This window comes from Arcobacter venerupis (genome assembly GCF_013201665.1).
Classification (GTDB): domain Bacteria; phylum Campylobacterota; class Campylobacteria; order Campylobacterales; family Arcobacteraceae; genus Aliarcobacter; species Aliarcobacter venerupis.
In genome coordinates, this window is the sequence record NZ_CP053840.1 from 843,875 (window position 1) to 867,142 (window position 23,268).

At 26.3% G+C, this 23,268-nt stretch carries 24 protein-coding genes; 14 read left to right on the forward strand and 10 right to left on the reverse strand.

Annotation, left to right across the window (positions count from 1 at the left end):
- Positions 1-2 precede the first annotated feature (2 nt).
- The 4 genes from AVENP_RS04130 to AVENP_RS04145 all read left to right on the forward strand — a co-directional run bounded on the left by AVENP_RS04130 (position 3) and on the right by AVENP_RS04145 (position 3,490).
- A complete protein-coding gene (locus AVENP_RS04130) occupies positions 3-1,433 on the forward strand; it encodes a lipopolysaccharide biosynthesis protein (protein WP_128357474.1) in 1,431 nt (476 codons plus the stop codon).
- 88 nt (positions 1,434-1,521) lie between these two features.
- The gene (locus AVENP_RS04135; protein ID WP_128357473.1) at positions 1,522-2,409 is read left to right on the forward strand and encodes a hypothetical protein; all 888 of its coding nucleotides are present in this window, start codon (positions 1,522-1,524) and stop codon (positions 2,407-2,409) included.
- Between the two features lie 29 nt (positions 2,410-2,438).
- On the forward strand, positions 2,439-3,149 hold the full coding sequence (locus AVENP_RS04140) for a class I SAM-dependent methyltransferase (RefSeq protein ID WP_128357472.1): 711 nt from the start codon (positions 2,439-2,441) through the stop codon (positions 3,147-3,149).
- Positions 3,150-3,343: 194 nt separating this feature from the next.
- Positions 3,344-3,490 carry a lmo0937 family membrane protein gene (locus AVENP_RS04145; RefSeq protein WP_128357471.1) on the forward strand — a complete coding sequence of 49 codons (147 nt, stop codon included), beginning with the start codon at positions 3,344-3,346 and terminating at the stop codon, positions 3,488-3,490.
- Between the two features lie 65 nt (positions 3,491-3,555).
- Here AVENP_RS04145 and AVENP_RS04150 read toward each other — a convergent pair whose 3' ends face one another.
- The 4 genes from AVENP_RS04150 to AVENP_RS04165 all read right to left on the reverse strand — a co-directional run bounded on the left by AVENP_RS04150 (position 3,556) and on the right by AVENP_RS04165 (position 10,981).
- Positions 3,556-6,651 (reverse strand): efflux RND transporter permease subunit, encoded by a 3,096-nt coding sequence (locus tag AVENP_RS04150; RefSeq protein ID WP_128357470.1) that lies wholly within the window; start codon positions 6,649-6,651, stop codon positions 3,556-3,558.
- An 81-nt stretch (positions 6,652-6,732) separates the two neighbouring features.
- Positions 6,733-8,961 carry a bifunctional diguanylate cyclase/phosphodiesterase gene (locus AVENP_RS04155; protein WP_128357469.1) on the reverse strand — a complete coding sequence of 743 codons (2,229 nt, stop codon included), beginning with the start codon at positions 8,959-8,961 and terminating at the stop codon, positions 6,733-6,735.
- 14 nt (positions 8,962-8,975) lie between these two features.
- Entirely contained in the window at positions 8,976-9,617 is a 642-nt protein-coding gene (locus AVENP_RS04160; RefSeq protein WP_128357468.1) for a transglutaminase-like cysteine peptidase, read from the reverse strand.
- Between the two features lie 53 nt (positions 9,618-9,670).
- Positions 9,671-10,981: an MFS transporter gene (locus AVENP_RS04165; RefSeq protein ID WP_128357467.1), complete on the reverse strand. Its 1,311-nt coding sequence runs from the start codon at positions 10,979-10,981 to the stop codon at positions 9,671-9,673.
- 75 nt (positions 10,982-11,056) lie between these two features.
- Here AVENP_RS04165 and AVENP_RS04170 point away from each other — a divergent pair, with 75 nt between their 5' ends.
- Positions 11,057-11,656 carry a non-canonical purine NTP pyrophosphatase gene (locus AVENP_RS04170; RefSeq protein ID WP_128357466.1) on the forward strand — a complete coding sequence of 200 codons (600 nt, stop codon included), beginning with the start codon at positions 11,057-11,059 and terminating at the stop codon, positions 11,654-11,656.
- Here AVENP_RS04170 and AVENP_RS04175 read toward each other — a convergent pair.
- From AVENP_RS04175 to AVENP_RS04195, 5 genes are all read right to left on the reverse strand, one after another.
- A complete protein-coding gene (locus AVENP_RS04175; RefSeq protein ID WP_128357465.1) occupies positions 11,646-11,972 on the reverse strand; it encodes a hypothetical protein in 327 nt (108 codons plus the stop codon). The two genes, AVENP_RS04170 and AVENP_RS04175, sit on opposite strands and share 11 nt — an antisense overlap.
- Positions 11,969-12,310 carry a hypothetical protein gene (locus tag AVENP_RS04180; protein ID WP_128357464.1) on the reverse strand — a complete coding sequence of 114 codons (342 nt, stop codon included), beginning with the start codon at positions 12,308-12,310 and terminating at the stop codon, positions 11,969-11,971. The genes AVENP_RS04175 and AVENP_RS04180 overlap by 4 nt, the downstream gene beginning before the upstream one ends.
- Positions 12,300-12,587 carry a type IV pilus modification PilV family protein gene (locus tag AVENP_RS04185; RefSeq protein WP_128357463.1) on the reverse strand — a complete coding sequence of 96 codons (288 nt, stop codon included), beginning with the start codon at positions 12,585-12,587 and terminating at the stop codon, positions 12,300-12,302. Before AVENP_RS04185 ends, AVENP_RS04180 begins: the two co-directional genes overlap by 11 nt.
- Entirely contained in the window at positions 12,574-13,338 is a 765-nt protein-coding gene (locus AVENP_RS04190) for a pyrroline-5-carboxylate reductase (protein WP_128357462.1), read from the reverse strand. The genes AVENP_RS04185 and AVENP_RS04190 overlap by 14 nt, the downstream gene beginning before the upstream one ends.
- A 121-nt stretch (positions 13,339-13,459) precedes the next feature.
- Entirely contained in the window at positions 13,460-13,789 is a 330-nt protein-coding gene (locus tag AVENP_RS04195; protein WP_128357461.1) for a hypothetical protein, read from the reverse strand.
- Positions 13,790-13,992: 203 nt separating this feature from the next.
- On the opposite strand from AVENP_RS04195, the gene AVENP_RS04200 reads away from it, so the two are divergent.
- From AVENP_RS04200 to AVENP_RS04225, 6 genes are all read left to right on the forward strand, one after another.
- Positions 13,993-14,646, forward strand: a complete 654-nt coding sequence (locus AVENP_RS04200; RefSeq protein WP_128357460.1) for an outer membrane protein assembly factor BamD — start codon at positions 13,993-13,995, stop codon at positions 14,644-14,646.
- Positions 14,647-14,674: 28 nt separating this feature from the next.
- Positions 14,675-17,092 (forward strand): endopeptidase La, encoded by a 2,418-nt coding sequence (gene lon, locus AVENP_RS04205; RefSeq protein ID WP_128357459.1) that lies wholly within the window; start codon positions 14,675-14,677, stop codon positions 17,090-17,092.
- Positions 17,093-17,096: 4 nt separating this feature from the next.
- Positions 17,097-17,690, forward strand: coding sequence for a hypothetical protein (locus AVENP_RS04210; RefSeq protein WP_128357458.1), 594 nt, complete (start codon positions 17,097-17,099; stop codon positions 17,688-17,690).
- Positions 17,674-18,216, forward strand: coding sequence for a rhomboid family intramembrane serine protease (locus tag AVENP_RS04215; protein WP_128357457.1), 543 nt, complete (start codon positions 17,674-17,676; stop codon positions 18,214-18,216). Before AVENP_RS04210 ends, AVENP_RS04215 begins: the two co-directional genes overlap by 17 nt.
- 256 nt (positions 18,217-18,472) lie before the next feature.
- Positions 18,473-18,667: a zinc ribbon domain-containing protein gene (locus tag AVENP_RS04220; RefSeq protein ID WP_128357456.1), complete on the forward strand. Its 195-nt coding sequence runs from the start codon at positions 18,473-18,475 to the stop codon at positions 18,665-18,667.
- On the forward strand, positions 18,667-19,122 hold the full coding sequence (locus AVENP_RS04225) for a low molecular weight protein-tyrosine-phosphatase (RefSeq protein WP_128357455.1): 456 nt from the start codon (positions 18,667-18,669) through the stop codon (positions 19,120-19,122). Before AVENP_RS04220 ends, AVENP_RS04225 begins: the two co-directional genes overlap by 1 nt.
- A 10-nt stretch (positions 19,123-19,132) precedes the next feature.
- On the opposite strand, the gene AVENP_RS04230 is transcribed toward AVENP_RS04225, so the two are convergent.
- The gene (locus tag AVENP_RS04230; RefSeq protein ID WP_128357454.1) at positions 19,133-20,218 is read right to left on the reverse strand and encodes a class I SAM-dependent methyltransferase; all 1,086 of its coding nucleotides are present in this window, start codon (positions 20,216-20,218) and stop codon (positions 19,133-19,135) included.
- A gap of 255 nt (positions 20,219-20,473) precedes the next feature.
- Here AVENP_RS04230 and AVENP_RS04235 point away from each other — a divergent pair, with 255 nt between their 5' ends.
- From AVENP_RS04235 to AVENP_RS04245, 3 genes are all read left to right on the forward strand, one after another.
- A complete protein-coding gene (locus AVENP_RS04235) occupies positions 20,474-21,151 on the forward strand; it encodes a SatD family protein (protein ID WP_128357453.1) in 678 nt (225 codons plus the stop codon).
- Positions 21,152-21,155: 4 nt separating this feature from the next.
- Positions 21,156-21,608 carry a hypothetical protein gene (locus AVENP_RS04240; protein ID WP_128357452.1) on the forward strand — a complete coding sequence of 151 codons (453 nt, stop codon included), beginning with the start codon at positions 21,156-21,158 and terminating at the stop codon, positions 21,606-21,608.
- 110 nt (positions 21,609-21,718) lie between these two features.
- Entirely contained in the window at positions 21,719-23,170 is a 1,452-nt protein-coding gene (locus AVENP_RS04245; protein WP_128357451.1) for a protein adenylyltransferase SelO, read from the forward strand.
- Positions 23,171-23,268: the final 98 nt, after the last annotated feature.

The window sequence follows — 23,268 nt, forward strand, 5'->3', positions numbered from 1 at the left end:
AAGTGAATAATAAACTCTCAAAAGATAATGCTATAGTATTTTCAACCCAAATATTAGTATATATGAAAGGCTTATTTTTAATGCCTATCATTATAAAAACACTTGGTGTTTCAACTTATGGTACTTTCATTTTAATATCAACTTTTGTAGGTATTTTGGGTGGATTATCAAGTTTAGGAGTAGGAACTAAATCTTTTAGATATTTGCCTTCAGCTAAAAGTGAATATGATAAAGCGCAAATATTTTATCCTCCATTTTATTTTAAATTATTTATATTAATATTTATTTCAATTATTATAGTAATTTTTGAAAAAAGAATTAAATTGTTCTTTATTCATGATGATTTAACATTTTCAATTTATATTTTGCCTTTATATCTATTATTTTACTTGATTTATGAGTATTCACATAATTATTTAAGATATACATCTAGAATATTTTATATGAGCTTATTGGATTTTGGATATGCATATTTACACGTATTTTTTATATTATTTTATTCAAATAAGATTGGGCTAATAAATATTAATATTTTATTTTTATCACAATCATTTGTAGCTTTATTTGTAGCTATTCCCGTTTTATTTTTAATTTTTAAAGAAATTAATTTTAATTTTATTTTTTTTAAGTTGAACGAAATAAAAGAAGAAATTAAAATTGGTTTGCCTATCGTATTAAATTTAGTAGTTGATTATATTTTGGCTACTTCTGATAGATTTATTTTAGCATATTTTATGGGTGCGATAGCAGTAGGTTTATATGTCCCTGCATATACTTTAGGTGCACTTATTCTTCTTGTTCCAAAAGCTATAGGAACGGTTGTACCACAATTAATGTCAAAAAGTGTAGATAATGATGATTTTTTAGAAGCAAAAAAAATATTTTTACACTCAATTAAAATATTTATGATTCTAACTATTCCTTTTATCTTTGGCATTTATCTTATAGGATATGATATTTTAATTTTATTGGCAAATGATGAAGTTGCTGATAATGGAAAATATATAGCTACTATCATAGCTATTAGCAGCTTTTTTTATGGTTTTAATATTTTAATGTCACAAGCAAATATGGTAGATCTCAAAACAGTAGTGATATTTAAGGCTAATTTTTTAGCTGGAATTTTTAATTTAATTTCAACGTTTATAGGTTTTTATTTTATACATAGTATATATGTTCCAGCAATTACTACCGTGTTGTCTTTTATGATTGCAACTATATATTTTTATAAAACTATAGAGAGTAAATGGTTAGATAATAGTATATTTTTTTTATTCATAAAAGTTTTAATGATATCTATTCTTATGTTTATATTTGTTAATATTTCTATGGTATTTCTACCTGAATTATCAATGGTAATGAGTATTATAATAAAGATATTACTTGCTTTAATAATATATTTTCCATTAGTAATACTATTAAAAATATTATAGAAAATACAAGCTTGATAGATTTATATTATTAAAATGTTAAAAAATATTTGATAAAGTTTTGTTTAAGCTAATAAATAAAGAGGAATAAATGAAAATAATGTATTTACACATTGGAGCAGGTAAGACGGGTACATCTTCACTTCAATCTCAATTTGCAATAAATAAAGATGTATTAGAAAAATATAATATATATTATCCAATATCAAAAAATGATAAACAAGCAAAGAATTTTAAAATAACTTCTGGGAATGCAGTTGATTTAGCTTTCTTACTTAGAGAAAAAACATCAGATAATAAAATAATAGAAGGAATTATAAAAAGTCATATTTTAATGGCAGAGGGGAAAGATATTTTATTATCAAGTGAAATTATGCAATCCTTTGATTATGATAAAATTCAGATATGTAAAAATATAGCTTTTGTTCTTGGATATCAAATTAAAATTATCTATTATGTACGTGCAATTGTAGATAATCTTGTATCTTCTTATCATCAGACAATTAAAAGACATGGTAATACTAAAAATTTAGATATATTTTTAAAAAGTTATAGAAATAAATTTAGAGAAACAATTGAAAAAATTGATGAGATTTTTGGCTCTAGTAATATAATAGTTAAGAATTATGATTTAGTAAAAGATAATATATTTTTAAATTTTCTTCAAAATATATTAAATATTGAAGATTGCAATAGTTTTAAAATAGAAAATAAAAGAGTCAATCGTTCATTAACTAAACGAGAGCTCTCTTTTATAAAGTATTTAAATTATTTTTTTAGAAGTAGAGTAATTTCAACTTTAGCAAGTAATACTTTAATTCATATTAATCCAACAGCTAAATATGAATTAATAATATCAAAAAATGAATTTGAAATAGTATCAAATTTATATAATCAGGACTTAGCAGTTATAAATTCATATCTGCAAGAAAGTGAAAGACCTTTAAAGTTAGTTGATAATATTAAGATAAATGAATAAAAATACAAATTTAAAACAAGAGAGAAAAAATGTCATTAAATGTTAAGTGGGAAAAAGAAGTTTATTCTCAAAATAAACAAGTTAATAAATATCCATTTGGAGAGTTTATTTCAATATTTTTTAATTCAATAAAACTTTTGCCCCAAGAGAAAGAGAAAAAAGATATTAAAATTCTTGAACTTGGATGTGGTACTGCTAATAACATTAAGTTTATGTCTGAGCAAGGATATCATGTTTATGGAATTGATGGAAGTGAAAGTGCTTGTAAAATTGCAAATGAATTTTTATTAAGTCAAAAAGTAAAAGCAACTATAAAGAAATCATATTTTCAAGATTTACCATTTGAAAATGAAATGTTTGATTTAATAGTAGATAGAGAAGCTATGTGTTGTGGTACATTTTCTAGTATAAAACAAAGTTGGAATGAAGCAAGTAGGGTTTTGAAAATTGGTGGAATGGTAATATCATTTATGTACACAAGTGATGATAGATGGTGTAAAAAAGCTAATAACGATACTGAAATGGCTGTAAAAGTCGAAAAAAACACTTTTACAGATTTTAATGTTGGTGATTTTAAAAATATTGATATTGTTCATTTTACTGAATATGATGAGTTATTTGAATTATTTGATTTTTTAGATATTAAATTAATTAATAAACATGGTAATAATACAGTTTTTACTGATGAATCAATAGACTTCTCATATGATGAGTGGATTATTGTAGGAGTTAAAAAATAAATGTAGAACCTTATGAAATGAGTCTTCTGCGCTTACAGGTTTTGTTTTTATTCTTTAGGTTAAAGTTGAGAATTTATTACTTAATAAAAAATCAAGAAAAACTACTTATTCAGATACACTAATAATAAGTATTTGAATATGTAACAAATAACTCTTATATTCACTTCGTAAATTTAACTAAAGGAAAATTCAAAATGCTTGAAACAATTGCTATTATTTTACTTGTTTTATGGGTTTTAGGTCTTGTTACTTCAACAACAATTGGTGGATTTATTCATATTTTATTAGTTATTGCAATTGTAATGATTTTACTTCGAATCATTCGAGGGCGACGTTTATAAATATTTCTATAATAGAAAACCAAATAAAAGAAAGAAGATATTTTTCTTTTTCTTTTATTATTTATTTACTCTTTAGGCATTTTTCTAAGTTTATGTGTTAAGGTATATAAAATTGGTAGATAAATAAGATTTAATACAGTTCCCCATGCAAGTCCAAATCCTAAAGCAATTGCTATTGGTTGGAAAATTACAGACTCTCCACTTGGAAATAAAATCAAAGTTAACATCCCAATAACTGTAGTTACCGTGGTAATTACAATTGGTCTAAATCTTTTTGTGGCTCTTTGAAAAATTTCATCCAAAGTTTTTGCTTTTTTTAGATAAGTCATCATAATAATTCCATCATTAATTACAACTCCTGAAAGTCCTAATGCCCCAATTAGTGAGGGCATTGATAGATTTAATCCCATAACTTGATGTCCTATTAATACTCCTAAAATCGAAAAAGGAATAACACTCATTACTATAAAAGTTTCTCTAAATGAGTTAAATAAATAAAGCATAGAAAGCATTATTAATACAAGAGCAAAAGCAGTTGCAAGTAACATATCATGTCCTAATTCTGCATTTTTTTCAGCTTCTCCTTTTAATACAATTTTAACTCCATCTTTTTCTATTTTCTCTAAAGTAGGTTTTAGTTTATTTAGAACCTCACTTGCTGTTATAACATCTGGATTTACATTTGCAAAAACATAGAAATTTTTGATTCCATTATCTTTTAGAAGTTGCTCAAAAGCTTTTATACTATTTAACTCTACAACTTCATATAAAGCAACATAAGTTCCATCTGATAGTGGAATTTTTGTATTTTTAAAACTTTCAAAATCATCTTTATTTTGAGATTTTATTTTTATGTCTAACATCTCTTTTTCATCAAAAGATACAGCCTTTTTCTTTAGAAGATATAAATTTGAAAGATAATTTCCAATAAATGATTCAGTAAGTCCTAACTCTTCCCCATAAGAGTTAACTTTTACTTTTATTTCATCAATACCAAATTTTAAAGAGTTTGAAGAAGATTTAATTCCAATTATTTTTTTTAGTTCACTATCTAGTTCTTGAACAGCAGTTATTGCTTTTTGATTATTTGAAGTTACAATTCCTATTTGAATATCTGATTTAATAGGTCCAACTTTTTTTTCTAATACTTCAATTTCATCAAGATTAAATTTTTTCTTATAATCATTTAGTACTAAAAATTCTTTTAATTGAGTAGATACTTCATCTGATTTTATCTCTCTTGTTCTTCCTTCCTCATCATAATGAAAACTTAAAAATGGAGTTACATATTTATCTAAGAAATTTGAAGCTTTTGCTTTTTGTAATTCAACTGTCATATACATAGCATAAGGGAAATTTTCTGTATTATTTCCAACATCTTTTCTATATCCTGCAACTGAACTTATATTTCTAATATAAAATTGGTCACTTTTTTTTATCAAATCAGATTCTATTGAACTTACTATTTCAAAGGCTTGTTCAAGGGTTGTATTTGCATTTGCTTTTATTGTGATTTTTACATCTGTTGAGTCAAATTTTGGAAACATTTGAAATCTTGAATTGCTTATAAACTCAAAAGTTAAAATAGGAACCATAATTAAAAAAATCACAATAAAACTTTTTTTCCAATTCATAAAAAAATGAATGATTTTATTGTAAATCTCATTTGCTTTTTCCCATGAAGTCACTTTATCATCAGTTTTTAAAGTATGTGCTGCGTGAATTGGAAGGAAAATAAATGATTCAATTAAAGAGGCCACAACCAAAGCACTTAAGGCAATTGGAATTAATCTCATAACTTCACCCATTGTTCCACTAATCATTAAAATTGGCAAAAATGAGAACAATGTTGTAAGAGAAGCTATGGTAACTGGTTCAACCATCTCTTTTGCACCCATAATAGCAGCTTCTTTAGGAGGATAGCCATCTTCTATATGTTGTTGTATATTTTCACTTACAACTATTGCATCATCTACAACTATTCCTATGGCTATTAAAACACCTACGAGAGAAATCATATTTATTGTATATCCAGAAAGATAGAAATAAATAGCTGCAAGTACAAAAGATGTTGGAATTCCAACAATTATTATAAAAGACATTCTTAGATTAATTAAAAGAGCAACAATTATTGTAATTAAAATAATTCCAAGCATAATATTTGAACTTACAACATTTAACCTATCAACAATTCTTTCGCTGTTATCATCAGCAATTGAAATATCAATATCTGGATTTTTAGTTTTTATATCTGGTAAGAGTTTTTTAATTTCATTTACAATTTTTATAGCATCTGCTGTATCTGATTGAACAACTTGAAGAGATAAGGAATTTTTTCCATTAAAAGAGTATAAAGTTGAAGAATCTTCATATTTTTTACCAATAGTTGCAATATCTTTTATATAAAGAGTTTTCCCTGAAATTTTAACTAAAGTATTTTCAAACTCTTGGGCTGTTTTTGCTCCATTATTTGTTGATACGTAATAGTGTTTTTTTGGATCTTCAATTTTTCCAATAGGGAAAATATATGATAAATTTGAAATAACAGTAAACACATCACTTTTATTTAAATTTAAAGCATCAATTTTTCTTTCATCTAATAATACTTCAAAATATTTATCAGAATCGCCATAAATTGAAATTTCATTTATTCCATTTATTGTAAGAAGTTTACTTTTTAAATCATCAGCAAAAGGTTTTAAATCATCAGTTGAGACTTTTTTAGAAGTAACTGAAATATCAACTAAAGATCTAGTTCTATCAAGGGTATTAACAGAAGGTTCATCCATATCAGAGGGAAGATTTGTTTTAACTAAAGTTATTACATCTTTAATTTTATCCGCTTCTACATATTTATCGTGACCTTTTTTTAGTTCAAGTACAATAGTAAATTTTCCAGGACTTATAATCGTAGACATAGTATCAATAGAGTCAATATTTTTAATATTATCTTCAATTTCAACTACAACCATTTTATCTAGAATATCAACACTAGCACCACTATATGATCCTTTAATTGAAATCATATCAAGTTCAAAATTAGGAAATATCTCTTTGGGAGTTTTGGTATAAGACCAAATACCAATAGCAAATACAAGAATGAACAAAGTATAGTTCATCCGAGAATTTTCAACAAAAAATCTTAGAATCTTTTCAAACATTATTTTCCTTTTTAAATGAACAAAGGATTATATAAAAGTTATATAAATAATATATTAATAAAGTTATGCAATAAGTAGAAATTATCTACTTACTGCATATAAATTGTAGTTTTTTAGGAATTCAATATCTTCATCATTTTTTACATTTTCAGCTAAAACTTTAATATTAAGTAAAGATGCCAATTCACTAATTGATTCAACAAAACTTTGTTTTGAATAATCTTTACAAATATCGCAAGTATAATCTCTAGCTAATCTTATATAATCTAAATTAAAATCTTTTAAGTTTCCAAGTGGAATAAATTTAGATTCAAATCTTTTTATAATTATTTTTGCACCACATTTATGAATTTCATCTGCAAAGAATTTGAACTTATCTTCATTTTTTGCAACAGCATAAGCAGTTGCAGAAAATACAAGTTGAGGAGCAATACTTTTGTTTTCAAGAATTTTATTTTTAATCCATGCAATGAATGCTGTATTATTTATTGATTCTAATGATAAGTTAATTGAAATATCATGTTTAATACTATTTATTAAAATATGATTTACAACTTTTTCAATAACTTTTTTATCAAATTCAACTATTTTTTCATATTTTTCAGCGATTGAAACAAATGTTCCTATTGGAATATTATTCCCATCTTTATCTTTAATATTTGCAAAAGCCTCTTGCATAACAACGTTATCATCATTTGAATTTAAAACTTTGCAATTTCCAATATAATTAACATCAAATCTTGAATTATCTATTATGTCAAAAATTAAATCTCTCCATGATTCCATATCTCTTGCTAACTCATTTGTATCTGTAATAAAAAATTCATTAGGTCCAATTAAAGTTGCTTTTTCATTAGCTTGAGTTGCACTTTGTAAAATTTCAGGAGTTGTTCCAATTGGATTAAATGGCGTTCCCCCCACATGAGCAATCTCACTTTTTTTGAATTCAAGTGCTAATTCTTCAAACTCTTTTTTTAATAACTGAGCAAATTTTACAGCATCTTCATAGTTAGAATTTTTAATAATTAAAGCAAATTCTGAACCAAAAAATCTATATGCACTAATTTTCATCTCATCATTTAATTTTGTATATTTTAGTATTTTTGCAAATTTTTTAATAAAATTATCAACTTCATTTGTTGTATGTGATTTTGCAAAAGATGCTAAATCAGCTATTTTAATTACAAATACATAACCAGTTGATTTATTTATAAACATCTTTTTCATATCTGTTTCAAAATTTTGTTTTAAACAAAGTCCTGTTAATTCATCGCTAGAGAGTTTTTTACTTAGACTTTCAAGGGTATTGTTTAATCTATTTATAATTGCTTCTATTTTTGTCGACATATCATTAAAAGCAATGGCAACTGCTTTTATTTCTGTTGTCCATGGAAGACTTTCTATAAGACCAAATTTTCCACTTGCAATATTATTTGCTAATTTTTCAAGTTTTTTAAGTGGTTTTAAAATATATTGAACAAAAATAAATATTAAAGCCATTGAAATTAAAAAGGCAATAAGTGCATAAATACTTGCACTTTTGGCTTGGTCATAAAGTTTAGCATATGCATCACCTGGATTTGCACTTACATAAATAATTGCACTTGTTTGCCAACCATCACTTATTTCACTTGATTGTTCAACTAAATCAATTGGAATTAGATTTATAAACCATTGTGGAATATAATCAAATTTTACATCTCTTGTAACTTTTACTAAAACATTATTAATAGCTAAAGAAGAAGTTGCATTGATTTTTTTACCATTAATATTTGAAGCGGTAAAAGAAACAATTATATTTTTGCCACTTTGTAAGTTTTCATTTGGTGTAAAAATATAACTATTTTCGACTTCTGGAATATCAGTTTGGGTTTGAGTATTTATTTCATCAGGATGTTCTAATGCATTTAATTCATTTTCCATACTTGAAACAGATGTTAAAACATCAATTTTTCCAATTTTATCATCAACTTTTACATCAGAAATTTGCCATTTATCATTATCTAAATCTTTTGTATTTTTTAACAAATCACTATCATTTATTGCAAAATAAGAGTTTTCTAATCTAATCTCTTTATAAAAACCTCTATTTGCAATGGCATTTATAATTGATTCGATTTCAGGGTCTTTTTTATCTTTTAGAAGATTTCTTAAACTCATTCCCAAAGAAGTTGCTGTATCCTGAGCTTTTGTTACTGACTCCGTTTCTAAATACTCTTTAGTGTTTTTAACACTAATAATAAAATTACCTGCAAAAATCATAAAAAATATTATTGATATGATTATATATAACTGTTTAGACAAAGACATTTTGTATTCCTTTATTAAAATCTACTCATTAAATCTTTCCAAGATCTAAGTTCATTATTCCCAACTCTTGCTTCACCTTTTGTTTTAGCTTGCCATAATCCAGAAGCGTTAAAACTATAAACAGGTTTTAAATCAGGTCTTTTTGATGCTAGTTGTAAAGTTTTATTAATATTATCTAAAACAACAGGTTCTACTCCTACTTTATGATAATAAGTCAAAACCATATGAGCTTCTTCATATTTACTATTTGCTTTTCTATAAGAAACATAAGTGATTCTTAGTTTTTCATCTGGAACCCCTAATTTAATTAAAGAAAAGTATTTCGCTATTGCATAATCTTCACAATCTCCTGCCCCAATTCCCATAAATTCAAATGGTGTTGCCCAATAATCTTTAACTCCCCAAACACTTGAATCTGATTTGTAAGTAATTTGATTAAAAAAATCATTTACATTTTTAAGTTGATTTAAAATAGATTCATTTTTTGAAGATTCAATCATAGAATCCCAAGCTTCGACTCTATTTTTTCCTTGAACACCAAATTTTTTCTCTATGGCATCTACTTTTGATTGGTCAATATTAAAGGTTTTTGAAGCAGTTGAAAAAAGAGAGAAAAAAGAGATAAGAATAAAAGATATTATTAATATTTTTTTCATCTTATCTCCTTTTTTAACAATATGATAGCCAATATTTGATTAAATATGTAAAATTATTTTAAGAGATTTTTTATCTCTTCTTCGCTAATTTTTTCATTATCATATTTAATCGCAATTATATTTTCAGTATTATTTATATACCACTCGTCAATAGCTGTATGGTTTAAATTTCCACTATTTTCTAAATGGAATTCATTAAGTGACAAATAAGCAAATTTTTTCTTAGATGGATTTGCCATAGTAATAATCAAAATTGCCCATAAAACACAAATTACTGCGATTACAACAACTAAAGTACTAAGTGTTACATCTTGATAAAACATTCCACCAATCATACCACCAAGGAAAGTTCCTAAATACCCAGCTGAATTGAAGATTCCTAAAACTAAACCTCTTTGATGAACTTTTGCAAATTTTGAAGCAAGAGATTGCATAATTGGTTCATGCATATTAAATCCAATAAAGAATATAACAACACCAATTACAAATACAGCTGCACTTGTACTAAATCCAATAATTAAATAAGAAACAGCAAAGAAAACAATACCAATGATTAAAATTTCTCTAAATTTACCTTTTTTTTCTGCAATAATCGCAGCAGGTGCCATTGAAAGAAATCCAAAAATCATAGCAGGAATATATACTTGCCATAAATCAGACATTTGCCATCCGTAAGTTTTAGTTAAAACCATTGGAATAATCATAAATGCAAATGTCATTAAACCTTTTTGTAAAAAGTTTGTGATATTCATTTTAATTAGATTTACATTTTTTAAAACTGCACCCAATTCAACTTTTTTATTGTAAGTGTGAGTTATATGTGGAGGATTTGGAACCATTTTAATTAAAACAAAAATAGAACCAAGTGCGATAAACATAGTAATGTAAAATAGAGTTTCAACACCAAATTTTGCACCAATTGTAGGACCTGCTGCCATTGATGCTGCAAATGCAACTCCAATAAACATTCCCATTGTAGCCATCGCTTTTGATCTTTGTTCTTCTTTTACTAAATCACTAATTGTTGCAGTTACAACGGCACCAATAGCACCAGCACCTTGTAAAAGTCTTCCTAATAATAAAGAATAAATATCAGTAGAAATAGCACAAATTAAAGAACCAATAGCAAAAAGTAATAATCCAATGATAATTGTGCCTTTTCTTCCTAATTTGTCACTAATTATTCCAAATGGAACTTGGAATATCATTTGAGTTAAAGCGTAACCACCAATTACAATTCCAACTAAAGTTGGAGTTGCACCTTCTAAATTCATAGCATATACTGATATAACTGGTAAAACTAAAAATAAACCGAAAAATCTTAGCGCTATAATTGCACTAAGGGGTAAAACTGATTTAATCATTTATAATCCTAAACATAATATAATTTGTCGTGATTATAGTTAATAATAGTTAATAATAGCTTGAAAAGGATAATAGTGAAGATAGTTTTAGCATCTGCAAACAAAGGTAAAATCGCAGAATTTGAAAAATTAATGCCCCATGATGAGGTAATTGCTTTTAGTGAAATTTTAGGAAAAATAGAAATAGATGAAGACCAAGATACATTCAAAGGTAATGCTATTAAGAAAGCACAAACTATTTATGATGAACTCCAAAAAATAGGACAAAAAGATGTGATTGTAATATCTGATGATTCGGGAATTACAGTACCAGCTTTAAATAATGAACCAGGAATTTATTCAGCAAGATATGCAGGAATTGGTTCAACTGACAAAGAAAATAATGAAAAATTAATCCAAAATTTAAATGCAAAAAATCTAGAAATTACACCTGCATTTTATACAGCATGTATTTCAATAGTTTATAAAAATGAAGTTTATACAGTTCATGGTTGGATGTATGGAAATGTGATAAATAAAGAGTTAGGTGATGGTGGTTTTGGATATGACCCAATGTTTATTCCAAATGGTTTTGATAAAACTTTAGGAGAGTTGGGATATGAAGCCAAAAAAGGGTTTTCTCACAGAACAAAAGCTTTGAATTTAGCTAAAAAAGTTTTGGATGTTATTCTTTAACAACTCTTTCATAAAGTGAAATATTATAATCTTTCGCTTTTACAAAAATATCAAGGATAAAAGTAGAATCTTTTGGTTCTACTTTTGCATAAATATCAAATAAGTCATCTTCAATTTTTAGATGATTTATTCCTTTTAAATTTATATCTTTTAGATAATTTTTTAAAAATTCTTTATGATTTTTAGCTTGAATATACAAATATTGATTTGTTAAATTTACACTTCTTAGTGATTTTGTTTCTAATATAAAAATTCCTAAAACTGAAAATAGTGTTATTAATACTATTGTTATTAAAAGTGTGTAAGCTTTTTTCATATCAAAAATTCCCAGTTTTGGATGATTTTATCGTTTAAATTTATATGAATAGAGATTTTATTCGCATTTTTATTTAATTTAAACTCTTTTATATTTTCAAGTAATAAACTATTTTTAAAGTATAAATTATTATTTGAATAACTAAATTCATCTAGTTCATTTAGATGTTTTCCAAAAAACACTTTTGTAGATAATAAATCTATTTTTTGGATTTCTATTTGTTGATTTATTTTATTTTCAAAAAATAACTCTTTTGTAAAAAGGGTAGAATAGACTATTACTATTGATGAGATTATTAGGGTTAAAATTATTTCCAGAAGAGAAAAACTATTTTTCATACTTAAAAACTTTTATGTTTTCATTTTCAAATTGATATTTTGAAACAACGATATTTTCAGTGTGTTCTTCATTTATTGTAACTTGTAGATTTTGAGTTGTTTTTAAAAAGTTAGTGTAATTTTTTGTACTAAAACTATTTTCTAAATTATTTAATAACATATAGTTTTTTTGATTTGTTTCATCGTGATAAGTAGAATATATAAATCCACTTATCACAACAGATAAAAAAGTGATACTAATTAGAGTTTCTATTAAGGTAAAACTATTTTTTTCCAAGTTCTGTAGCTTTTTTGTGAGCTTCTTCAATAGCTTTTATCATTGCGTCTCTCACTCCACACTCTTCAAGTTTTGCATATCCAGCAGCTGTGGTGCCACCAGGACTCATAACCGAATCTTTGATGATTGCAGGGTGAGAATGTTTTAATAATGATGCAGTTCCAGAAAATAAACCTTGAACTAATTGGTAACTAAGATGTCTTTCAAGTCCAGCTTTAACAGCACCATCTGCAAGAGCTTCTGCAATTAGCGCTAAATATGCAGGTCCACTTCCTGCAACTGCTGTTGCAATGTCAAGTTGGTCTTCTGTATTTACCCAAATAACTTGACCTATACTAGAAAATATTTCCATAGCTACCATTTTTGCTTCATTATCACCTGTAATTGTAGTCATTGAGTTTTGAACTGATGCTGCAACATTTGGCATAGTTCTAATATAGTGTTGTGCTTTTATTTGTTTTTTTAATGTCTCAAGTTTTGTCCCAGCTAAAATAGATAATAATATATTTGCATTTCCTGAAAGTCTTGCTGAAACGCTTTGTAGCGCATATGGTTTTACACAAAATAATATATTTTTTCCTGTAATATCTTCATTGTCTTCTAATACTTTTATTGTTATTTGTGGGATTTTTTCTTGAATTGCTTTTAGTTTGTCGTTATCTCTTCCAATGATTTCAACTTCATGATTTTTTATTAATCCTCTTGCTAATGATTGTGCCATAATACCATTACCAATTAATGTAAGTTTCATTATATTGCCTTTTTAATTATTTTAGATTAATTATAGCAGATAATTCCTAAGCTATTATTTTGATACAAAATAGTATTAAATTAAATTATTTATTGCAAAGTAAAGCATCAAGTGATAAATATTAGAGTTTTGACAATATAACTAAAATAAATGGAACATGATATTTAGGAGCATCAACAATATCAAATATTTTGCATGTCACTCCTGCAAATTTTAAAATATCATCTTTTGTATATTCATGCTCATATGCATCATTTAGTAATTCTAAAGTTTTTTGTGATACTAATTCTAAATCATCACATTTAACAATATCCTCATCAAGTGTTTTTACAAATTTACAGGCATGTGGAAATGTTTCTAATAGTTCTTTTAATTCTTGTTCTTCAATACCTTCTAAAAGTTGTGAGTACTTATGAAAAAAATCACTTATTTCTTGAAATTTACAAACCATATGATTCCTTTAAGTTTATTTCTTTATATACAAAAAGTGTACCATTTACTTCATCTTCAATAAGCATTTGCTTGCTTTTTATTATACTTTTTAATTTAACCAAACAAAAATAAATATTTTGTTTAGTTTTATATAAAACAAACTGCCAAAAAAATAAGCTAGTATTAGATAGAATATCACTTTTATGAGAAAGGATATTTAAAATGAACGGAAGCTTTAGACTAAAAAACTTATTATTAATAGCTTGTACAGCCTTTGTACTTACTGCTTGTTCAAGTAAGAAAGATGAAGAATATAATAAACCAGCAATTTATTGGTATAACAAAATGTTGAAACAAATAGCTTCTAGTGATTTAGATGCAGCTGATGATACTTATACATCTTTAGAAAGTGAACACAGAAATACACCTTTTGTTCCAACTGCTATGTTGATATTAGTAAATGCACACATTGATGAAGAAGAGTATGCTCTTGCAAACTTCTATTTAGATGAATATATTAAAAGATTTAGTTTAAGTAAAGATATTGATTATGCAAGATATCTAAAAATTAAAGCAAACTTTTTAGGATTTAAATACCAATTTAGAGATCAACAATTAATTGAAGACACGTTAACTCAAATTAATGAGTTTAAAGTGAAATATAAAAATTCACCTTATATGCCTTTAGTTGATACAATTAATTCAAGATTATATATGGCAAAAGCTTCAATGGATAAAGAAATTGCAGAGCTTTATATAAGAAGAGATAAAGAATTAGGAAGTGCTTTTTATGACCAAAAAGTAAAAAATTCTTGGGTTGAACCAACAGAAATTGTACCTGTAGATGTTCCATATTACAGAGCAATATTTGAATAAATTTTATAGATTTTAGGAGTTAAATTAGATGGAATTAGAAAATTATGATGAATTCCCACAAACTATACCTTTAATAATAGAAGATGATATATTTTTATATCCTTTTATGATTGCTCCTTTATTTTTAAGTAATGAAGACAATATTAAAGCAGTTGAATATGCTATTGAACATAACAAACTTGTAGTTGTTACTGTTTCAAAGCATGGGAAAGAAGGAAAAAGAGAAGCTGATTCTTTTTATGATGTAGGTGTTGTTGGAAATATAATGAGAAAAGTATCTTTACCTGATGGTAAAATAAAAGTACTTTTTCAAGGTTTAGTAAAAGGTCATATTTCAGAGTTTACTATGGAAAACTCTTTATTTGCAAAAGTTGATATTTTAAGAAGTGAAGAAGCAAATCCTGAGAGTATTAAATCTGTTATTGAAGTATTGATTGAAAATGTAAAAAAACTATCAAGATTAAATATTAAGTTTCCAGCTGATTTAGTAAAAACTATTGAAGAAAATGATGATGCTACAAGAATTGCAGATTTAATTTCATCTGTTTTAAAAGTGAAAAAAGATGAAGCTTATAAACTATTTGCCCAAACAAATATTGAACAAAGACTGTTTGATATTATTGAAGTAATTAAAAAAGAGATTGAATCTTTTAAAATTCAAAAAGAAATTACTCAAAAAGTAAACTCAAAAATTGAAAAAACTCACAAAGACTACTTTTTAAAAGAACAAATTAAAGCTATTCAAAAAGAACTTGGAAGTGATAATCAAAAAGATGAAGAGATTAAAGCTTACAAAAAAAGATTAAAAGCTAAAAAAGAGTTTATGCCAAAAGAAGCTTATAAAGAGACAAAAAAACAAGTTGAAAAACTTGGAAGAATGAATCCAGATTCTCCTGATGCTTCACTTTTACAAACTTATGTTGAGCAAGTTTTAGATATTCCTTTTGGTGAATATGCAAATGAAAAAATATCTGTAAAAAATGTTGAAGAACAATTAAACAAAGACCATTATTCACTATTAAAACCAAAAGAGAGAATCTCTGAATATTTTGCTGTTAAACAACTACTTGAGCAAAGAAATATTGAAGATTTAAAATCTAAAGGTACAGTTTTATGTTTTGTAGGACCTCCAGGTGTTGGTAAAACATCATTGGCAAACTCAATTGCAAAAGCATTACAAAGACCATTAATCAGAATTGCTCTTGGTGGGATGGAAGATGTTAATGAGTTAAGAGGACACAGAAGAACTTATGTTGGAGCAATGCCTGGAAGATTAGTTAAAGGTATTATTGACGCAAAAAAAATGAATCCTGTAATGGTTTTAGATGAAATTGACAAAATAGGAGCAAATCACAGAGGTGATCCAACTGCTGTTATGTTAGAGATTTTAGACCCTGAACAAAATCATGAATTTAGGGATTTATATCTAAATTTTCCACTTGATTTATCTCAAGTTATTTTTGTGTCAACTGCAAATGATGTTAGAAAGATTCCAGCACCACTAAGAGATAGAATGGAATTTATTGAAATTTCATCATATACTCCAAATGAAAAATATCATATTGCAAAAGATTATTTAATTCCTCAAGAGTTAGCAAAACATGGACTTCAAAAATCTGAAGTAAGTCTAAACAAAGCAACTATTGAGATGATTATTTCAAAATATACAAGAGAAGCAGGGGTTAGAAATTTACGAAGAGTATTCTCAAAACTATTTAGAAAAGTTGTAAAACAGATTTTAAATGATGACACAATTGAAAAAGTAACAATTGCTACAAAAGATTTAAAAGCATATTTAGATAATCCGATTTTTGAAATTGACCCAGCAGATAAGAAAAATTCTATAGGGATTGCAAATGGATTAGCATGGACTTCTGTTGGTGGAGATGTTCTTAAAATTGAAGCTATTAAATTAAAAGGAAAAGGTTCTCTATCAGTAACTGGAAATCTTGGAGAAGTTATGAAAGAGTCTTCAAGAATCTCTTATTCAGTTGTAAAAGTTTTAATAGATAAGGGTGTTTTATTAATTGATAGTGAAATCATTCCAAAATCTTCACAAGAAATCACAGATAAAACTATGATTGATCCAAGTGAAGTTTATAAAAGATATGATATTCACTTACATATTCCAGAGGGTGCAACGCCAAAAGATGGACCAAGTGCTGGTATTACAATGGCTTTAACAATAGCTTCGATTTTAGCTGAAAAGCCAATAAAATCAGATATTGCAATGACTGGTGAATTAACACTTTCTGGAAAAGTTTTACCAATTGGTGGATTAAAAGAGAAACTAATTGCAGCATACAAAGCAAAAATGAAAAAGGCATTAATTCCTAGAAAAAATTTCGAGAGAGATTTAGATGAAATTCCTCAAGAAGTAAAAGATGCAATGGAAATAAAAGCTGTTGATGTAATAGAAGATGTTTTAAAAGAAGCATTAGTATAAATAGATGAAAAGAGGAGCTAGAGATAGTGTACTTGTAAATAATTTTTTTACTATAGCTTCTATCGTACTTATTTCTATCACTATGATGTTATACTCAAAATATATCGCAAATGATGATTATGACGAAGTCACAAAAGAGAGAGTTATTCCTCTTTCTTGTGAAAAAGAGATTTTTACAGTCTCAAAAGTTTATAATCAAGACCTTCTAAATAAGTCTATGAAAGCTTTAAATAAAGGTTTTTATAAAATAGAAGGCTCTTACAAAAAATCCCAGCAAACACAATCTATTATTGAAGATTTTATCTCTTTGAATGAATTAAATAGTTATTATGTAAAAGCTATTGAAAAACCTCCAAAGCCAAATATTGAAAAATATTTAACTATAAAATATGAAATAATAGAGAACGATAAAAAAGACCAAAACAAAAAAACAAGTGATTGTAAATTTTGTTCAGGAGCTATTTTAACTTCATTTTTAGCAGATGATAAAGAGATTTTCAAGTTTTATACAGATTTTAAATATTATGACAAAAATGAGATAGCTTCAAAAATAGATTGCACAATAAAGGTATATAAAAACAATGTTAAAAAACTTTAGCAAAAAAGATTTCACTGCCACAAATGTTCTAATAACAATTACAGTTTTAATGTATATTATTCAAATAAATATTTCAAATGGTGGTTTATTATTTGGATTAAATCTATATTTTTTAGTATATGGTTTTTGGTGGCAACCACTCAGTTCTATGTTTGCCCATGGAGGACTTGGACATCTTGGGATGAATATGTTTGTTCTTTGGCAATTTGGAAATTTACTTGAAAGATTTATGGGTGCTAAAAAGTTTGTTGCTTTATATTTAATAACTGGATTATTAACTTCAATTTTATCATTTGCATATATATATTATGTAGACCATAATGTAAATTTAGTTGGAGCATCAGGAGCAATTTGTGCTTTACTTGGGTATTTAGCTTATTATGATAAAGCCCAAAGAGGTGGAATAATAACTTGGATTTTATTAATCTCGGTTGCGCCGCTGATAATTGGGCTTCCAATTGCTTGGTATTCTCACTTTATTGGTTTAGGAATTGGATTTTTATATGCAATTATTACAAAAAGATAATTAGTTATTTACAAAATAAGTTACTATACTCATAACAAATAAAACAAAAGCAATGCCTACAAATACATCTTTTAGGGTTACTGTTGGGTTTAAAATTCCACAGTAGGGACATTGTCTTTTTTTTGGTTCGATTTCATTTTTACAATTTTTACAAGTTGCTATGATTTATCCTTTTGAAATTTTTGAAATAGTAACATATTTTATAGTTTTAAATGATTAATTAATGTTTTGATAAACTAACAAAAAAGGATAAAAAATGCAAGAGATACATATCCAATGTCCATATTGCTTACAGGCAATTTCGATTCTTTTAGACACAGGTATTTATGGACATGAAACTGTTGTTGATGATTGTGAAGTCTGTTGTCGACCAATTGAAATCTCTTATATCGTTGAAGATGGAGAGATAAAAACCTATTCTTATAATAGTATTGAAGGAAATGAATTTTAATGGAAGTAAAGTCAATTTTATTTGTGTGTTTAGGAAATATTTGCCGTTCGCCACTTGCCGAGGGAATTGCAAAAAATTATATAAAAGAGAAAAATTTAAATTTAGTGATTGAAAGTGCTGGAACTGGACATTGGCATATTGGTGAAAAACCTTGTGATAATTCGATAAAAGTTGCACTTTTAAATGGTGTCGATATTTCAAAGCAAAAAGCTCAACAAGTAAAAAAGTCAGACTTTAAAACCTTTGATTTAATAGTTGGTCTTGATGATAGCAATATTTCAAATTTAAAAAACTTAGGTTGTAAAAATCCTATAAAACTTGGTGATTTTGGTTTTAATGGAGAGTGTGTTCCTGATCCATATTTTTTTGATGGATTTGAAGGTTTTGATAAAGTTTTTGAGATGATTGATGTTTGTGTTAGAAATTTGATTGATGAGAAAGTAAAGAGCGCTTAGGCTTCTTTACTTATTTAACTTTTTTGTGAGCTAAAACCCATAATTCAACTTTTTCAGTCTCTCTTGAATCTGTTCTTTGAGTTCTTCTTGATGAAGCTCTTACTTCTCGTCTTAAGTGTAAATCTTTTCTAAATCTATTATTTTTTTGTAGTTCTTCTATTATTGGATGAGTGCTTTGATTATCTACTTCTTGAGCAAGATTTGAGAATATTAAAACTAATTTTCCATCTTCTTTTAGATATTTTTTTGCTTCTTCGAAAAACCTTGGAAATAGGTCTTCTTCATAATACATAGCTTTATCAATTCCCTCTTCTAAATTATGTTTTGCCAATAACCAAGGAGGATTAAATACAATTACATCTACTTTTCTATCAAAATCTCCAAATAAATCACAGTGATTTAGAGTTATTTTCTTTTGGAAATCTAATCTTCTGCCATCTTTATAAACGCCAATAATCGCATTTTTGTTTGTATCAGTTGCATAAACATTTTCAAAACCATTTTGAATTAATTGATATGTTAAAATACCACTTCCCACACCAATATCAATGGCATTATCTTTAGGTCCATCATATTTTTTTAACCACTTATCAAACAGTTTTAAATGGTCAAATCTTGTTGGGAAATATGTTCCATAATATGGATGAATCGTTAAATTCAAAGTTTTAATCTCAAGACCTTTTTCATGCCATTGCCATGAACTATTCATTCCTTGAACTTCAGGAAAAGATATATAAAACTCTGAAACATCTGGATAAAGTGATTCTAACCAGCCAATATTTGGAGCTTTTTTAACATCTAGTTTATTATCTTTTACTTTGATTAGTAATCTGTGTGAAGCTTTTCTAAAAGCTGCTCGATAATCTCGTTGTCCTTGAAAGCTTTTGTCATTGAATTTTTCTGAAAGATTCTTTTTTAGTTCAGCAAGAACTTGTAACCCATTACTGTAATATTCTTCAACAAAAACATATTTTCCTGCAATCATTTGCGCAACAACTGATTGAGTATCCATTTTTCTATAAAATTTTATACCTTCGATTGGCGAAGTTATAATATTAGGTCTATCTGGTTTGATAGATTGTAAATTTGTAGCCATATAATTATTCCCTTTATCTAGTGTGGCAGTTTATTGTATGCTGGCTTAGGTTTGGGTTGGAATTAGGAAATATTGATGTTTTGTACAAGAAATAGTAAAACGATTGTTTTAATATCTGCATAAATTGAATATTATAATATTCAAAAATACAAATTGAACACTATAATATTCAAAAATATAAATTGAACACTATAATATTCAAAATTAGATTAGTTCTGTTATAATATATAAAATTTTATGTAAATTGGAAATAAAATGGAGAAACATTTTATATTAATGGGTGATATTATTAATAGCAGAAAAATAGATGAAGAACAATTATGGACAGATTTAAATGATGTAATTAATAATGCTAAAGAAGAGTTTAATGAAAGTATTTTATCTTCTTTAGAGATTAAAATTGGTGATGAATTTCAAGTTATTATGAAAGATATTAATTCTTTATTGTCATTATTATTGTATTTGGATATATATTTTAGATATAAAAAGATTAACTGCAGATTTGCTATTGGTTTTGGAGATGTTACTGGGGATATTAACTATAAATCTGCATATAACATGTTAGGAATGGGATTAACAAATACAAATGAATTATTAAATAATAAAAAAGAAAAATATAGTTTTTTTATTCAAGATGATATTTATAAAACAATTTTATTAAATACTATAGGAATTTTGTTAGAAGATACTTTATCTAATTTAACTAATAAGCAAATTTTATTTTTATTTTATAAAATAATTCAGAAAAGTAATATGGATGAGCTGGAATTAAAAATGGGAACAGGGGAAAGAAATTTATATAATTATTTTGAACGTTCTAAATATAATTTAATAAGAAGAATTTTTGGTCAAATATCTAGTATTTTTATTTTTGATGAAGAGTCTTTAAAAAGAAAATATTTTAATGAATTTAAAATTAATATAGGGAAATAATAAAATGATAGAAGATAAATTTATAAAATTTTTATTAGCAATTACTTTTTTAGGTCTTTCAATATGTTTTCTGTATATTGGTAATCAGATTATTAAATATTTTTTATTTAAATCTAGAGTACTTGATACAACAACAGTTTCCCAAGAGGATTCTGAACCTTTAAAAAATGGTAGTAGAATTGGATTCTATGAAAGAGTTTTGTATTTTATTGGGATAGTAACTCAGAATTGGATATTAGTAAGCTTAGTTATTGGACTAAAAACAATTTCACGGTATCAAAAGTTAGATAATCAAAATAATGCAGAGTATTTTTTAATAGGTTCTTTGTTAAGTCTTATTTATTCAATAATTGTATCTATGTTATTTATATTTTCTTATAAAATATTTGGAATTGAATACTTAGACTATATTTATAATCTAACTGTTCATAATATAAATGTTGTTAATTTAAAATGAATTCAAAAAACTGTAAAGATATTTAACAAGATAATCTTCATCCTCTTTTATGTTCTCTTTTGGTAAGCTTCTTGCATATTCAAACAAATATTTATTAAAAGAGAAAAATTATGAAATTAAACGAACTAAAACTTGAAGTTGATTACTTTGAGTTTGATGAAAAGTATTATCACAAAGTAAATCCTACGCCTTTAAAAAATCCTAAATTTGTATCATTTAACCCACTTGCTTGTGACTTAATAAATCTTGATTATTCTGAGTGTGAAACTTCAGATTTTGTGGATTTTATAAATGGAAGTAAGATTTTAGAAGGTTCAATTCCTTTTGCTATGGCTTATGCTGGGCATCAATTTGGTTATTTTGTTCCACAACTTGGAGATGGTCGAGCTATAAATTTGGGAAGTGTAAACAACTGGCATTTACAAACAAAAGGTTCAGGACTTACTCGATATTCACGAAGTGGTGATGGAAGAGCGGTTTTACGTTCATCAATTCGAGAATATCTTATGAGCGAAGCGATGTTTGGTCTTGGAATTCCAACAACTAGAGCTTTGGGAATTATTGATTCTGATTCTTTTGCTCATAGGGATTGGGAACAAGAGTCTTGTGCGATAGTTCTTCGAATGTCACCATCTTGGATTAGAGTTGGAACTTTTGAGTTTTTTGCTCGAAGTAGGGATAAAGAGACAATCTCTCAACTGGCTGATTATGTGATAAAACAGTCATATCCACATTTGGAAAATCAAGAGAACAAATATGAAAAAATGTTTTATTCTTTAGTAGATAAAACAGCTGAACTAATAGCCTTATGGCAAGTTTATGGATTTCAACATGGAGTTATGAATACTGATAATTTTTCTCTTGCTGGACTTACAATTGATTATGGTCCTTATGCTTTTATGGATTATTTTGAGAAAAACTCTATTTGTAATCACTCAGATGAAGAGGGGAGATACTCTTATAATAACCAACCTTATGTTGCTAGATGGAATCTATTTGCGTTAATTAGTGCTTTAAAATTGATTTGTGATGAGAGTAAATTAGAATCTTATATGAAAGCATTTTTACCACAACATGAAAAAGTATATTTAGATTTAATGAACAAAAGATTAGGTTTGGATGCTTCAAAAAGTGGAAATTCAAATCTTCATTTGATTTTAGAATTACTTGGAAGTTTAGAAAATGCAAAGATGGATTACAATGTTTTCTTTTATAGATTAACTCATCTTAAATCTTTTGATGATTTATGTTCTATTCTTGATATAGCAGTTTTTCAAGAGCCACTTAAAAAATGGTTTGAATCTTATAAAAAAGTTTGTGATGAACAAAAAACAACTTTTGAATCAAGATTTGAAGTTATGAAAAAAGTAAATCCAAAATATATTTTAAAAAACTATATTTTGCAAGAAGCTATTGAAAAAGCCCATGAGGGAGACTATACTTTGGTAAATGATTTACTAAAAATTGCTCAAAATCCCTATGATGGGCATCCTGCTTTTGAAAGATATGCACAGCCGACTCCAATGAAACATGCAAATATAAAACTATCTTGTTCTTCTTAAATTAATAGTTCAAAAGAGCTATTAATTATTTTAAATATTTATTGACCATTGGTCAAAAATTCAAAATAAATTAAGTTTCTCTTAGTATACTTTCAAAC

What these genes read in the sequence shown, in the direction of transcription:
- AVENP_RS04135 (WP_128357473.1), top strand. Translation starts at nt 1,522, where the DNA reads ATGAAAATAATGTATTTACACATTGGAGCAGGTAAGACGGGTACATCT.
- AVENP_RS04140 (WP_128357472.1), top strand. Translation starts at nt 2,439, where the DNA reads ATGTCATTAAATGTTAAGTGGGAAAAAGAAGTTTATTCTCAAAATAAA.
- AVENP_RS04145 (WP_128357471.1), top strand. Translation starts at nt 3,344, where the DNA reads ATGCTTGAAACAATTGCTATTATTTTACTTGTTTTATGGGTTTTAGGT.
- AVENP_RS04150 (WP_128357470.1), bottom strand. Translation starts at nt 6,651, where the DNA reads ATGTTTGAAAAGATTCTAAGATTTTTTGTTGAAAATTCTCGGATGAAC.
- AVENP_RS04155 (WP_128357469.1), bottom strand. Translation starts at nt 8,961, where the DNA reads ATGTCTTTGTCTAAACAGTTATATATAATCATATCAATAATATTTTTT.
- AVENP_RS04160 (WP_128357468.1), bottom strand. Translation starts at nt 9,617, where the DNA reads ATGAAAAAAATATTAATAATATCTTTTATTCTTATCTCTTTTTTCTCT.
- AVENP_RS04165 (WP_128357467.1), bottom strand. Translation starts at nt 10,981, where the DNA reads ATGATTAAATCAGTTTTACCCCTTAGTGCAATTATAGCGCTAAGATTT.
- AVENP_RS04175 (WP_128357465.1), bottom strand. Translation starts at nt 11,972, where the DNA reads ATGAAAAAAGCTTACACACTTTTAATAACAATAGTATTAATAACACTA.
- AVENP_RS04180 (WP_128357464.1), bottom strand. Translation starts at nt 12,310, where the DNA reads ATGAAAAATAGTTTTTCTCTTCTGGAAATAATTTTAACCCTAATAATC.
- AVENP_RS04190 (WP_128357462.1), bottom strand. Translation starts at nt 13,338, where the DNA reads ATGAAACTTACATTAATTGGTAATGGTATTATGGCACAATCATTAGCA.
- AVENP_RS04195 (WP_128357461.1), bottom strand. Translation starts at nt 13,789, where the DNA reads ATGGTTTGTAAATTTCAAGAAATAAGTGATTTTTTTCATAAGTACTCA.
- AVENP_RS04200 (WP_128357460.1), top strand. Translation starts at nt 13,993, where the DNA reads ATGAACGGAAGCTTTAGACTAAAAAACTTATTATTAATAGCTTGTACA.
- lon (WP_128357459.1), top strand. Translation starts at nt 14,675, where the DNA reads ATGGAATTAGAAAATTATGATGAATTCCCACAAACTATACCTTTAATA.
- AVENP_RS04210 (WP_128357458.1), top strand. Translation starts at nt 17,097, where the DNA reads ATGAAAAGAGGAGCTAGAGATAGTGTACTTGTAAATAATTTTTTTACT.
- AVENP_RS04215 (WP_128357457.1), top strand. Translation starts at nt 17,674, where the DNA reads ATGTTAAAAAACTTTAGCAAAAAAGATTTCACTGCCACAAATGTTCTA.
- AVENP_RS04220 (WP_128357456.1), top strand. Translation starts at nt 18,473, where the DNA reads ATGCAAGAGATACATATCCAATGTCCATATTGCTTACAGGCAATTTCG.
- AVENP_RS04225 (WP_128357455.1), top strand. Translation starts at nt 18,667, where the DNA reads ATGGAAGTAAAGTCAATTTTATTTGTGTGTTTAGGAAATATTTGCCGT.
- AVENP_RS04230 (WP_128357454.1), bottom strand. Translation starts at nt 20,218, where the DNA reads ATGGCTACAAATTTACAATCTATCAAACCAGATAGACCTAATATTATA.
- AVENP_RS04235 (WP_128357453.1), top strand. Translation starts at nt 20,474, where the DNA reads ATGGAGAAACATTTTATATTAATGGGTGATATTATTAATAGCAGAAAA.
- AVENP_RS04240 (WP_128357452.1), top strand. Translation starts at nt 21,156, where the DNA reads ATGATAGAAGATAAATTTATAAAATTTTTATTAGCAATTACTTTTTTA.
- AVENP_RS04245 (WP_128357451.1), top strand. Translation starts at nt 21,719, where the DNA reads ATGAAATTAAACGAACTAAAACTTGAAGTTGATTACTTTGAGTTTGAT.